This window comes from Trichodesmium erythraeum IMS101 (assembly GCF_000014265.1).
GTDB classification, from domain to species: domain Bacteria; phylum Cyanobacteriota; class Cyanobacteriia; order Cyanobacteriales; family Microcoleaceae; genus Trichodesmium; species Trichodesmium erythraeum.
On the sequence record NC_008312.1, the window covers coordinates 4,894,990 to 4,908,834 of the forward strand.

The following is a 13,845-nucleotide window of genomic DNA, read 5'->3' on the forward strand; positions in this document are numbered from 1 at the left end:
GAAATGCTTCTAATATCTCTATAAAATTTGTCAATTATTTGCAGGAATAACGCTTTATTACACCTACCATTAATTGTTGATATGAGATGAAAGGATATGAAAAAAAAACTAGAATACAATGGCGCATGAAACTCGTTTTATCTCTAATTTGATGTTCTTTTAAACCCAACTTTATCTTAGCTTTTATGTAATTTTTTTCAATATAGTTTCTATTAAGATACTTTGTAAGGATCAATGCTCTAGATACACTTTTATACTGTTTATTTGTAATTAAATAATCAATTTTGCTGGTCTCTTTTATATAAATACTATTAATGATGACTGCTATAGTTCTATAACCAGTTAAACCTTTAGTTTCTAATTTTATGGTAGCTACCCAAACTTTTTTAGGTATATCTTGTTCTAATGTTACTGCTTGAAAAGCATTTTTAGATAAAGATAAGGCTATTTTATCCAACCTTTTTTGTGATTGTTTTTTCTAGTTTTTTGATTGATAACATTGACTCAAATATTTTTAGCTAAACTCCATATATATACTTAAGTTATAATCGTTATAATTATTGTAAAAATGAGTAATTATTTCCATAAAATCTATCTAATAAAACTATGTCTACTCTATATTTAATCGACAAAGTTTTTTTTACTAACTTGACTACTAAATCAGATTTTTTAATAAATTATTTATCATCTTGACCAGAGGTAAAAGATGATAATTTTTGATAAATTATACATCCAAAAGTATACTTATTACTCCATCATATAAATAGCTTCTGACTATCACTAATCCATTGTCTGTTTTACCTACTTTTTTTATCACCTGTTTTTGGTCTTATATCCTCAGTTTCTCTTCTTCTGTGTAAGCAAATATTGATAATATTACAAGCCATCTTAAAGATAGCACTTGCTTAAGTGTTACTCATCCCATTATCAATAGCATTAATAACTTTTTGTCTTAAATCGTAACTATAAAAAGCATGCATAATCTTTTCGATTTTGATTTTTTGAGCATTATGTATTAATCTTTACTTCGATTGCTATACTTAATTAATATCAAGTTTATTTTACTACAATATATTGTTAATTAGACTTAGACAATTTTTAAGCACAAATATAACCATTACCAGCTTAATAAGAGGCAAATACTTTTATATTTTAGTCTATAAAATGCAATACATCGCTGCACGAAAAGTATCTATTTTTTTAGTAAAAGTCTTTAAAGTTTTTTTTGTTTATTGCTTTTATCATACCCCTTTCAACCTCTCCCACTGGATAAAAGTATAAGCACAAAACACCAATATATAATGACTATCTTGTCTCCATTTATCTCTGAGATGATATTCTGTTATTCCTAACCATACTTAGCCTATCTCTCTGTGTGTTTAAAAAACCTCTACCCAATTCTCTGAGAATAGGTGGTCTTTACTATCCCAGGGTAAGCTCATCTAAAATTTTATTTACAAATCAATATTTTTATGACCTGCTTTCAATACAAGCTTTTCAAGGAATTATAAATATCACATAATTTTCATATTATCGATTTTTGCTGCTTCACAATTTGAATATATTTTCGTCACTAAATTCATCTCAAAAACAGTCAGGGTAATATGATTATAAAAGATACTATTTGTCAATGATTTTTAATATGAGCTGACCCTGTTTTATATCGCTATACAATGTTACTTTTAACGACTTAAAATTGATAATAAAATAATCAATGTCTGTTGCTTATTCCATGAACTAGTATTTTTATCCGATGGGGAAAGTTTTTTATCCTTCTAGTAGTAATACTGATCCGCGTGAATATTTTGAAAAAAATAATTTTGGGTTTTCCATTGGCTGGAAACAACTGGTAAAAATCCTTATCATTAAAGGTTTTTGCTAACTATTTTAGGAAGTTTTCTATTTATGTAACAATTCTCATAGCTATGAGGTAAAGTAACAACAATGGTTAAACTAATTGCGAATATCTTTTTGACTAACTTTGAATATAGCTGAGGTCATGGCATCAATTAAACCTTGATAATTTCTTACTTTAACTCTTCTTAGAATAGCTTTTGCTTTTGAAAAAAAGTTTTCAATTGGAGAAAATTCAGGTGAATAAGGAGATAAAAATAACAAACTAGCCCCAACTTCTTCAATAATTTCTATCACTATTTTTCCTAAATTGATTTTCCCATTGTTCATTATAAAACAAGCTTTATTTCACAGTCATAGGATTACTTATTTAACTATAAAAGTCTCAAAATTTACTCCAGCTGCTGCTCTATAAATATTTGTTTTTGCCAAAACTTTTTCTTAGGATATAGCTCCTATAATTGAGATATTTTATCCTCTGGATCTTTTCCCTTTTAAGGCTCTAGCATATAATCGAAGCATTCCCAAATTTACTCCTGATTTATCTATAAAGACTAAATTATTGGTCTTTATTCTTCTGATTATTTCCCAATACTCTAATCTCTTATATTCGAGTTGAGCATTTTCTTTTTCAGGTGCATACAATGTTTTTTTTGAGATTGTAGTTTAACTAGACAGTGAGAGTTTCCGGGAATAACTATTGCTAGCTTTTGCTTACAGCTATCTCAAGGTTAGAAAATTATTCAAAGTAATTATAAATACTGTAAGCAAATTCTTATAATACTTTCAGCTGTTAAAGCAAATATTTTTTTAGGACAACTTTGTACTCTCAAGTAGTTTCACTTTTCAGTTATCCAATAATTGTACTTTTTCCTACTTTTACTCCTGTGGCTACTTCCAGTAATTCCCATAAATTCTCATTAGTTGTATCATTATTTTTCTCCATTATTTCTACTAAGATTACTAATTATTCACTATTAAGCTTAAAAGGAGGACTTCCTCCTTGAGCTAAAGGTTTAATATCTTCAGTTTATTGATATTTTTTGGTTAAGGTTTGAATAAAACTTTGTCTGACTCAAAACCTATGATCCAGATTGTTTATAGACATTTTTTCCGCAGCCACAAATTTATACAATTTTTTTTATAAAGTCTATAGAATAAGATTTCATCAGTTTCGCGATCGCTATAAAAATTATTCACCCTAGTTTACCTTATGACGATGGAAAAGGCTATATTTATTGTGATTAATTAATAATTATCTTTTGATTTTTTTGCTACTATTCCATTATAACTTAGTACTCTGTATTCGAGTTTTTTGATAAATGTTATGTTGTTACCATAATCTAGAACTATTAAAACTATTCCCTAACAATTACATCTGTTTAGGCTACGGTCGATTAACTTTATTCCTATGTCTGATTTTTTCTCAAATAATTTATTCTCTTTTCCTCTTAGTAAACAACTAGAATGTTGATATAATTCAATGTCTAAAGATAGACTTTTTTCCATCATAATAATATGTTGTTACTGTAAGTATTCCATCTGTTTTTTTTCCAATTTATCCTATATATAGTAGTCCAAGACCACCAGTCAACTTACCACTTTTCAAAGCACCGGAATCATCTAAAATCAAACAAAATCCACTTCTAAATTTGCTTTTATAGCGTTTATTGATAATTTCTATACCGTTTATTAATTTGACTAGCTTTCCTTGAAAAATTAGGTATAAAGTGATGTAATCTATTGTAGACTAAACTAATTAAGTCATTGGCCATTTGAGATAGGTGTTTTCTCTTCCTTTCCCCTAATAAGCCTGCTAAATAATCTTTAAAACCTTTTTTTTGAGGTAGATTCAACTTCAATCATCAAACTTTTTATACTATCTTTCAACTGAAGGGGGCATAGGAGTAGGAGTTGTTAGTCTTATCTCAAACGTCCTTGACATAAAATCCTTGTCAAGAAAGCATTATAGTCTAGTTTTGTGAGTTAGGTTGTGTAAGTCCCATTAATTAATGTAGTATGTTGACCTAATTTTAAGCATCATATCCAAATAACCAATACAATAATTGTATAGGAAACTAAACTGCAGAGTAATATAAATTGGACTAAAAAATCAGAATTGTAACCATCGTTCTTTCCAAAGACATTAAATTGTGGTAAATAATAAAGTTAAGTTGTAATAATAAACTTATTAGGATATACACTAACAGAGAATTAAACTGTAGAGTGCTATAAATTGGACTAAAAAGCCACAATTGTAACCATCGATCTTTCCAAAGACATTAAATTGTGGTAAATAATAAGATTAAGTTATGATACTAAACTTATTAGGATATACACTAACTCTGGTATAATTTAAAGGTACTAAACTATGCTCATAGAGATATTAACCCTGTTTGCGGGTGCAGGACTAGAACAAGCAACCAGTGTCACATGGCATTGGGCAAGTAAATGGGCAGCAAAGAAGGCTGATGAAAAGAGTCAGGTAATACAGACAGCATTACTAACTTCATATTGTAAAGCTTTGCAAGTAATTCGTAAAGAGTCTCAACAACTACCTCAATGGAAACAAGAGAAAGCTGAAATTCAAGCTAGATTAACAGAAATGGAGAAAGATGCACTCATGATATTAGATTTAGCACAGACACAGAAGCATAGAATGACTAGTATCCCTCAAGGTGGAGAAGAACAAGCGATCACAAAAACAGTAATGTCTAGACTGCAAAGTAAAGATAAATGGCTCAAACATGCTCCAAAAGAATTATCTTATTTAGTTGAAACTAGATTAGTATCAATTACAGTGCATCAGTTTCGCCACGAACTGAGAACAGAAAGCCGGGTATTTCAAGCCTTAGTCCACGATATGTTAGCTACAGCAGGAGAAGATGTTAGTCGTTTGCTTGATGTCACTAATAGAATAGAGAAAAGAGTAGATCAATTTGTGGGAGACTACCGTCAAGATATTGACAGAATTATTGTAGGTATTGGAGGAGCTAACTCCCACCTAGAACAGTTAATATCACTGTTAAGCAGACAGATGAAGCAATCTCAAGCTATACCTGCTGACTTTGCTGCTCTGATAGCGGATAAAACAGAAGGATTTCTCGGACGAGGTTTTGTCTTTGACACGATAGAGAATTTTATCCAAAATCAATCCAAAGGATATTTGATCATTGAAGCAGATCCAGGAGTAGGTAAAAGTACAATTATAGCCGAATATGTACGTCGCACAGGTTGTATTGTCTATTTTAATTTATTATCAGAAGGCAGAACTAGGGCTGAAGATTTTCTTAAGAGTGTGTGTACCCAATTAATTGAACGTTATAATCTTCCTTATGAATTACCATTACATCCAGATAATACCAGCAATGGGAACTTTCTGTCAAAACTACTGAATGAAATTAGTATCCAATTACTCCCTAAAGAAAAACTTATAATAGCAGTGGATGCTTTGGATGAAGTAGATTTAAGTAGTCAGAGTGGAGCAGCTAATGTCCTATATTTACCAGCAAACTTACCTAATAGAGTATATTTTCTGCTTACTAAGAGATCGGATCCACTACCATTAGTAGTGTCGGCGCCACAGAAAATTTTTGATTTAATGATCTATCCTAATGAAAGTTTGAAAGATGTTAAACTATTTATTTACCTAAGAACAAAGCGAACTACAGTTCAAGCATGGATTAAAACTAGAGGATTAACATTAGAAAAATTTGTCGAATCTATAGCTAGCAAAAGCGAAAATAATTTCATGTATTTAAAATATGTACTGGATGATATTGAGCAAGGCAGCTATAGAGATATCAGCTTAGAAAGTTTACCCCAAGGCTTAGAGAAATATTATGATCAACATTGGCATAGAATGAAAATGAATGTTAAACCATTGCCAATTACTAAACTAAAAATTATATATTTCTTAACAAAAACTCGTAAGCCTGTATCCTGTGGAATGTTAGCTAAATTTAGTGGAGAAATATCTTTGACAGTTCAAGAAATATTGGATGAATGGGCGCAATTTCTGCGGATTCATCAAACAGAAGGCAAGCCGGTGTATAGCATATATCATGCTGCTTTTCAAGATTTTCTCTACCGTAAAGATATTGTTCAGGAAGTAGAATCGTTAGTTGAAATTGAAAGTATGGAAAAACAAATCAAAAATAATTTGTTAGGAATGGTTTATAAAAATGGTTAGTATTGAAAAATAAAAAGTTAGAATCAATAAGTCATAATCCAGATTTTATGGATTAGGAAAAGTGTTAAAAAACCACTATAAACTAATACTAAGTGTCAAAAAAATGCGGCCAGTAGTTTCAAACTTTAGATGTAAAAGAATTTCTGGAAATTACTAATCACGTCAAAGTTTTGATCAGATCTTGTCTAAGCTTTGACTTTTAAGTTTTAACTTCGACGAAACGTTACAGTATCTACTACCGAAAATTTAGAGGAAATTTAAATGGGTGAATTTAGAGAAAATTTAGTTCAACTACCTCTAGAAGATCAACGCTATCTTTTAGAAACTTTACCTGGTTTTCTAGTGAGTGAATGTGATACAGAACAACTGCATCGCTTGCTAACAGATTTTGATTTTCTTGAATCAAGACTATATTTATTTGGAGTAGAATATCTACTAAATGATTATGAGGAAGCGATGCACTCCGATGCGTGGATATCAGGTGAAAAACTAAAAACCCTAAAATTCATTCAAGGAGCAATTGAACTATCATCTCATATCCTAGTTGAAGATAAAACCCAACTAGCAGAACAACTGTGGGGAAGACTGCTATCCTTTGAAATACCAGAAATTCAGCAAATGCTACAACAGGCAAAATCCTGGAAAGTAACTTCCTGGTTAAGACCAATTGCACCTAGTCTGACACCACCCGGAGGAAGACTGTTACGAACTTTTACTGGTCATAGTGGTTGGGTAAATGCAATAGTTGTTACTAGTGGAGGAATGGTAATTTCGGGTTCTTCAGACAATACTCTCAAAGTATGGAATCCTGAAACAGGCAAGGAAATTAGTACCATTACTGGTCATGCAGCGCGAATTAGAGCGATCGCTTTACTAGATGATAAGTGGGTAATTTCTGGGTCTGATGACTTCACTATCAAAGTTTGGGACTTAGAAACAACAGAAGAATTAGTCACCTTGACAGGTCATACTCGAGCAGTTAGAGCAGTGGCAGCGCTTTCTGATGGTAGAGTGATTTCAGGTTCTTCAGACAACACTATTAAAGTCTGGAACCTTGAAACACAAAAGGTGGAAATGACTCTTAGAGGTCATCAAGGTTGGGTAAATGCAGTTTCAGTATTGTCTGATAAAGAAATTATTTCAGGTTCATCTGATAACACTATCAAAATTTGGAGTCTGGAAACAGGAGAGGAGCTATTTACACTCAAAGGTCATACAGATGGTGTGAGAACTATAACTACACTTCTAGAAAGACAAATAATTTCTGGCGCTGCTGATAACACAGTTAAAGTCTGGAATCTTGATAGTAAAAAAGCAGTTTTTACATTCAAAGGTCATAGCAAAGAAATAAATGCAGTAGCAGTAACTCCAGATAATAAACGAATGATTTCGGCAGCTTCCGATAATACTCTCAAAGTATGGAATCTTGAAACAGGAGAAGAATTATTTCCTCTCAAAGGTCATACTGAATCAGTGTATGCAGTTGCAGTTTTGCCAGACGGACGGTTAATTTCTGGTTCCGATGATTTTACCCTCAAAATTTGGAGCCTTGATACCTCTGAAGAATTTTGTCCTATGGTTGGACATACTAATAGAGTGAATGCAGCAATAGTTTTGCCAGAGCAACAAGTAATCTCTGCTGCTTGGGATCATACAATCAAAGTTTGGAACTTGAACACAACAAAATCAATTTATACTCTTAAAGGTCATACTGATCGGGTAAATTCTGTCGCCGCATTACCAAATCAACGGATTATTTCAGCTTCAGATGATAATACTCTCAAAATATGGAGCCTAAAAACAGCAGAGGAATTATTGACTATTGTTAGTGACAATAGATGTATTTTTGCTGTGGCAGTAACACCAGATGGGAAACAAGCGATCGCTTGCTTATCTGACCAAACTCTTAAAGTCTGGAATTTAGAAACATTGGAGGAAATTTTTCTCCTTAGAGGTCATACTGACTGGGTAAGTGCAGTTACAGTAACACCAGATGGTAAGCAAGTAATTTCAGGTTCTTTTGACAAAACTATTAAGGTTTGGTCTTTGGCAACTAGAAAGGAAATTGCTACATTAGTTGGTCATACTGGATGGGTAAAGGCGTTAGCAGTAACACCAGATGGTAAGCGAGTGATTTCAGGTTCTTTTGATAAAACTATTAAAGTATGGTGTTTGGAAACAGGACAAGAACTATTTAGTTTAAGTGGTCATACTGACTGGGTAAATTCCATTGCAGTTACACCAGATGGTAGTTTGGTGATTTCTGCTTCTGATGATAATACTCTAAAGGTTTGGGACTTAGAAACGCGACAGGTAATTGCCAATTTTACTGGGGAGAGTTCTTTGGAATGTTGTGCTGTGGCGGCAGATGGAGTACAATTTATTGTGGGTGAGGCTTCCGGACGAGTACACTTTTTAAAATTAGAGAATTACAAAAATCAGGTATGATAGCTTAAGTAAAAAGTAAGGGGGAATAGCTATTCGCCTATTTTTGCTACGACTAAATTTGAGAGGAGTGAGAAGGTTCTAGCTGCCCAGGCAATTCATATAAATATAACTTACATTCGGTACTTGACAATTTAGTATGAAATAAGGAATAAGGAATCAGGAAAAAATTATAGTAGTCCCATAACATCCATCCTGAATATATCGGCGTTGGTCAATTAACATAAAAAATCTAAATTTGGCCAAACATAAAATTATTTTTAGTTAATAGTTAGGCAATCGCTATTCAAGCAAAATCATAGCCCAAATAACCAACGCCATATATCCATACATAATATGTGTAATTTTTGCTATTGCTTTAATATTCTTAATGCTTGGATTGCCAGTAAGATAAAACCTACAAAACCTAATGCAGTAAGAATTTGGGCTACTAAATTAGGTGTTAATATTTCACTCATAACTATAATACCTTTAACAAAGTCAGAAGTCGGTGTTGTCTAAGTCAAAAGTCAGAAGTTGTTTTTGTTATGGGGATGAGTGAGCAACCCTCTAAAAACATTTCTCCTCGACCAAGACTAAATTTTTATAGGAATTTTGAGATAGAAATTGAATTCATATATTTTAATATAATTAGGGATTTTCAATACTTTTTATGACTAAATTATAGCAGATTTGATTATTTTATTGGCGGGAATTTTTGTGAATAAATAATTGTTTTTTTCCCAAAAATTTGATTTATTTATCATCTTAACAAAGATATAATCAATGGTAATTTTGAGTAGTGACATAATGAACACTGTTGTTTTTACGACTAAGCACTTTACCTCATAAAACTCAACTATGGCAAGGCTTATTTATTGATATATCGCTCTCTTTGTGTCAGCAGCCATCATAAAAAAATGGTACCCCACTATTCCTACTTACTGTTAAACATATTTAAGTTTGGCCGATAGTTGTTCTTAGTTATCCCTTTGTAATTAATATCAGTTTTTCCTGACTGTATTTTGAATATTTTTGATGATTTTTAGTAGTTTCAATAGTATGATATTAGAGCTGAAAATTAAATGATAATAATTTTGAATCTAAGTGAGTATGTTTTTTATCGTTTTTAAACGTTTTAGTAACTAATTCTCAAATTTTTACAAATTAAGTTTTCAACCCTAGTTGATAGATATTATCCATTGATCTACTAATTTTATTATTATTTAAATATTCACTTTTTATGTTTGTTCCTAAGAATTTTTCTAGAGTTTTGTCTTCAAAAAACTAACTCAAAAAGCATAAAGGACGTGGTCCGATTTTTAACAAGTTAAGAATTAAAGCTTTAATTACTTATCCTGATGTAATTTTTTCTGAATTATCTACTCCTAATTTCCGGTTCATTATTTCCACAATTCCTATCTCATCAATTAGTCCTGCGACTATTTCTAAGTGGTCAATATTTTCAACTGTTATACCATTTCTCAAAAAGTTTTCTGAATTTGCCAATAGCAGGAGACTAACTCCTAAGCAAAACAGTGGATGGAAAATAGGGAGTTGGGTTCAAGAGGTTGCATAAAGGCATCCGTGCAGGATAAGAAAAATTCATATAATTTGCCTATAGTAAAAGCAAGGAAATAATTTATACAAGAGTGTGTTAATTACTTTAACTTCTACAGTGTTACCTCAGTATAGTATTAATACATAGAAATTGGTATGTTTTTTTTATTAAAGATATTTTTTGACTAAAGAATAACGTGATTATTAGCTTGATAATCTCACTTAAAGCTACTAAACACCATGAATGATTCTACTTAATAAAATTAAATAGATAGATTTTCTGTAAATTTTTGTAATACGAATTGAATTATAAGATATGGGATGAATATTGTCCCTAAATAGTAGAATCAAATGTACTGATTTGGCTAAAGGAATTTATATTTTAGAATTAATAGTGTTTTTTAATTCATGATTCATTAATCCAATTTTTCAAACTTTATGCTAAAAACAGAGTTTAGCTACAAATTTCCCGAATCTAACCATCCTATAGTTAAGTCACTATTTCATCACAGTGACCAAGAACTATTAACCTTATTTCAAAACTATCCAGACGAGGGCAAATACTTCGTCACTATTTTCTGTCGCTACGGAATGATAGTTCAAACTTTAATTCAACATTCTATGCGATCGCCCGTCCAAGCAGACTATCTATTTGCCCAAACCTGGGAACATATATTTTACGAATTGCGTGGCTTAGACTTACGAGAGGGAGTAGATCCAGAGACCGGAAATACCACTCTTCAGAATTGGTTAATTAATGTTACAGGTACTACTATTAACCAAGTAGAAGTGCCTCCTGTGGAGTCAATACGTTATTCTTTAGAAATGGCCCCACCCCCTTTATGGTGTTATGTAAGACTTGTATTAGCCCAGTTAAAGCCACTACTACGCTTGATTACATTGATGTTTCAAACTTTCCACTGGAGTGAAACAAGAATAGCAGCCTATCTCCAAGCTGAGGGAGAAACCATTTCACCTGAAGAAGTAAAATCTTTACTAGAACAGGGGTATCATGATCTAGATTCTAATTTACCAGAAGATATTAAAACTATCTATTTCAATGATGATATTGAGCAAGTTAGTATAGGTATAAATCAGTTTTTTAAGGTTCCAAAACAACCAGAAAATTAAGATATAGTTTAGATTCTAAGGTTGCAAACTTCATAACTGAACTTAAGAGTTGCGCTGCCACTGTACTGGTGAGTGCTGACAAAAAAATGAAGTTAATAGCTTCTCCTTTTAAGGTTCAGAAAAAAAATCCAATTCATTATTGAAAGCAGGAGGCTTCAGCTCTTGGTACTGTTAACTAATAACTGATAAATGAAATGACCGCTTCTTTAACCTAGTTCAAAGATATCTGACCTTTACCACTAATATTAAGTGAGTTAGTATCTAAATCAAAATCTTCTGTAGGGTGAAATATAACCTCTAATACCGTGGGAGAAATACTCTGATAACGTACCAAAATCAACCCACCATCAGGACGTTGATAGGTTAAGGTTAGTGGAATTGACAGTTTAGATAATTCCACCACTGAAGTTCCCCCTAGAGTCATATATTGGCCACCTATTACCTGATATTCAATTATGGCACCGGTCTGATTAATTAATCTGAGAGTAATTAAACCAAGGTCTGACCTGATCCTATCAGGTGGAGAGTCAGTAGTCTCTGACTGTTGGGTAGGAGACTGACGGTGAGTCGGTTTGGTAGTCTTAGGTTCGACCTTTACAGGTTTTCCTCTATGATTAGATGAATTAGAAGTATCCTCTTGCTGATTAACGATAGGGGGCTTCGTGTCTGGTGGAGGCCCTCCAGCTTGGGAAATTGTGATTATCATTAAATTGCTACCAATAACACTAATAATAGAGATTCTTTTAATAAAATTAGAAAGAAATTGGATCATCATCTTGTCGGATATGGAATTAGGGGTTATGGCGCTACGCGCAAGTCAGATGTCATAACTCAGAAGTAATCTCTGACTAAGTTGGAGCGTTTATAAAGATATTTAACCTATTTGTGCAATGCTATAACTGTAGAATTTAAACAAACTGATGTTAAGCCTAATTTAAGTACAGTAGGAGTTTCTAAATTTATAGGGAATTGCTTTGCTCGCTCCTTAGACTTACGCCCAAGTCGGGATATTATATCTTTGACTAAAAAAAACTAAACGGCTTTTCCATTCATCTTCAGCAATTTTCCTCAAGTATCATTTTAGATAAGACAGTCTAAATACTTAATTTGTTGCTAGGGGGTTGGCCTAACTCTGATGTAAAGGTAAAATAACAGTGGCCATAGTACCTACTTGAGGACAACTTTCAATAGATATTTGGCCACAATGATTTTCGACTATAGCTAGAGCGATCGCTAACCCTAAACCTGACCCCACTATACCGCCATGGGAACGAGCGGAGTCTACTTGATAAAAGCGATCAAATAAACGAGACAAAGCTTCAGTCGGAATACCGATACCATTATCCTTAACCGTTACCTGGAGGCAATCGTTTTTAATATTTTGACAACCTCTAAAAATTACCCCACTATTCTTAGAAGTATTTCCTAGTTCTCCATCCTGAGTTCTCAACATTGGCTTTTTAGCTTTTGGAAGGTACTGCAATTCTACTACTAGATGACCACCAGATTGAGTATACTGCATACCATTACTAATCAAATTTGTAAATAACCTAGCTAATTGTTCCCAATCTCCTATAAGTGTAATATCTTCCTCAAAAATAGGATGTTTAATAATTTTAGAGTTATCTATTTTGCCGTGATGTTTATAGTTTAATGTAGAGTTTTGATTAAAGATTGAATTTTCTCCAATAAAATCAGGTAGAGAAATTTTTAATTCTAGATTTATACCTTGAGCAGTAGCGATCGCCTGTTGTTCTTCTACTACTTCCATCAATAAGGCTTCTATTGGTACTGGTGAAAACTCAGATTGCACCATTCTACTATCCTGACGTGCTAAAAATAGTAAATCATCTACTAAGCGCCCCAAACGACGGGTTAAACGTTCAATAACTTGTAGTTGTTGCTGATGTTCAGATGATACTAACTTGGGGTCTGCCAAAGCTACCTGTACATTAGTTTGAATCATTGCTATCGGGTTTCGGAGTTCGTGGGAAGCATCAGCAGTAAATTTTTTCAAATGTTGATAAGATTCTCGTACTGGTTGTATTGCTAAACCAGAAAGTAGCCAGCCGATACCCCCCACAGAAATTAGCACTAAACAAGTACCAATACTTAAGTCTAGCATAAGAAGGCGAATTGGTTTTGTCACCTCAAACCAAGGATGACTCACTCGCAAATATCCTAAGACTTGACGACCTACTTCTACTCTATCTGTCACTTGTCGTAATAGTAAACTATTATCAATGATTGGTTGTAATGTTTCAATTTTTCCAGAGTGGGGAATTATTCTTACTGTTTCTCCAATACGGTTTGAATGTATGGGAATATTGAGAGGTTCAGAAAAGGTTGACCAAAGTAGTTCTCCTGTAGGACTAAACCATTCAATATCAATGTGGTCATCTTCTACAGTGTTAGCATTATCTCGAAAGCTAACTTCTAGGTTGACACGAAAATTTTCACTGTTTCCAATGGGAAAGTTGGGGATAGGTTCAATAATAGGTTCGATAACTAGGGAGCGCTCTACTATTTCTACCACATGGAGCAATGTATCATCTATACGTTCAATTAGGGTACTACGAAAATATATATAAAACCCAGTGGTAAATATTAATAATAAAATAGCTGTGACTGTAGTGTACCAAATTGCTAAACGGCGACGAGTTGTTTGAAACATAATTTATTTT

General features: G+C 32.7%; 7 protein-coding genes and 2 pseudogenes. 3 read left to right on the forward strand and 6 right to left on the reverse strand.

Going from position 1 to position 13,845, the window contains the following annotated elements:
- Positions 1 to 34: 34 nt before the first annotated feature.
- The 3 genes and pseudogenes from TERY_RS25490 to TERY_RS15340 form a co-directional block, all read right to left on the reverse strand.
- Positions 35 to 457 carry a hypothetical protein gene (locus tag TERY_RS25490; RefSeq protein WP_052845813.1) on the reverse strand — a complete coding sequence of 141 codons (423 nt, stop codon included), beginning with the start codon at positions 455 to 457 and terminating at the stop codon, positions 35 to 37.
- Positions 458 to 806: 349 nt separating this feature from the next.
- Positions 807 to 980, reverse strand: a pseudogene (locus TERY_RS37075) (IS630 transposase-related protein); the annotation flags it as partial.
- 973 nt (positions 981 to 1,953) lie between these two features.
- Positions 1,954 to 2,187 (reverse strand): transposase, encoded by a 234-nt coding sequence (locus tag TERY_RS15340; RefSeq protein WP_370497231.1) that lies wholly within the window; start codon positions 2,185 to 2,187, stop codon positions 1,954 to 1,956.
- 2,038 nt (positions 2,188 to 4,225) lie between these two features.
- Between TERY_RS15340 and TERY_RS15350 the strand changes: the two genes are divergently transcribed.
- Together TERY_RS15350 and TERY_RS15355 are read left to right on the forward strand one after the other, a co-directional pair.
- The gene (locus TERY_RS15350) at positions 4,226 to 6,046 is read left to right on the forward strand and encodes an ATP-binding protein (protein WP_011612670.1); all 1,821 of its coding nucleotides are present in this window, start codon (positions 4,226 to 4,228) and stop codon (positions 6,044 to 6,046) included.
- Positions 6,047 to 6,307: 261 nt separating this feature from the next.
- A complete protein-coding gene (locus TERY_RS15355; protein ID WP_011612671.1) occupies positions 6,308 to 8,494 on the forward strand; it encodes a hypothetical protein in 2,187 nt (728 codons plus the stop codon).
- 1,143 nt (positions 8,495 to 9,637) lie between these two features.
- Here the strand turns inward: TERY_RS15355 and TERY_RS37080 are convergent.
- Positions 9,638 to 9,979 (reverse strand): annotated as a pseudogene (locus TERY_RS37080) (DUF4277 domain-containing protein).
- A 489-nt stretch (positions 9,980 to 10,468) separates the two neighbouring features.
- On the opposite strand from TERY_RS37080, the gene TERY_RS15365 reads away from it, so the two are divergent.
- Positions 10,469 to 11,161, forward strand: a complete 693-nt coding sequence (locus TERY_RS15365) for a hypothetical protein (RefSeq protein WP_011612672.1) — start codon at positions 10,469 to 10,471, stop codon at positions 11,159 to 11,161.
- 211 nt (positions 11,162 to 11,372) lie between these two features.
- Here TERY_RS15365 and TERY_RS15370 read toward each other — a convergent pair whose 3' ends face one another.
- Together TERY_RS15370 and TERY_RS15375 are read right to left on the reverse strand one after the other, a co-directional pair.
- On the reverse strand, positions 11,373 to 11,867 hold the full coding sequence (locus TERY_RS15370; RefSeq protein ID WP_155994449.1) for a hypothetical protein: 495 nt from the start codon (positions 11,865 to 11,867) through the stop codon (positions 11,373 to 11,375).
- A gap of 420 nt (positions 11,868 to 12,287) precedes the next feature.
- Entirely contained in the window at positions 12,288 to 13,835 is a 1,548-nt protein-coding gene (locus TERY_RS15375) for an ATP-binding protein (protein ID WP_011612674.1), read from the reverse strand.
- Positions 13,836 to 13,845: the final 10 nt, after the last annotated feature.

Coding starts and splice junctions, on each gene's coding strand:
- TERY_RS15375 (WP_011612674.1), bottom strand. CDS start 13,835: ATGTTTCAAACAACTCGTCGCCGTTTAGCAATTTGGTACACTACAGTC.
- TERY_RS15355 (WP_011612671.1), top strand. CDS start 6,308: ATGGGTGAATTTAGAGAAAATTTAGTTCAACTACCTCTAGAAGATCAA.
- TERY_RS15365 (WP_011612672.1), top strand. CDS start 10,469: ATGCTAAAAACAGAGTTTAGCTACAAATTTCCCGAATCTAACCATCCT.
- TERY_RS15370 (WP_155994449.1), bottom strand. CDS start 11,867: ATGATAATCACAATTTCCCAAGCTGGAGGGCCTCCACCAGACACGAAG.
- TERY_RS15350 (WP_011612670.1), top strand. CDS start 4,226: ATGCTCATAGAGATATTAACCCTGTTTGCGGGTGCAGGACTAGAACAA.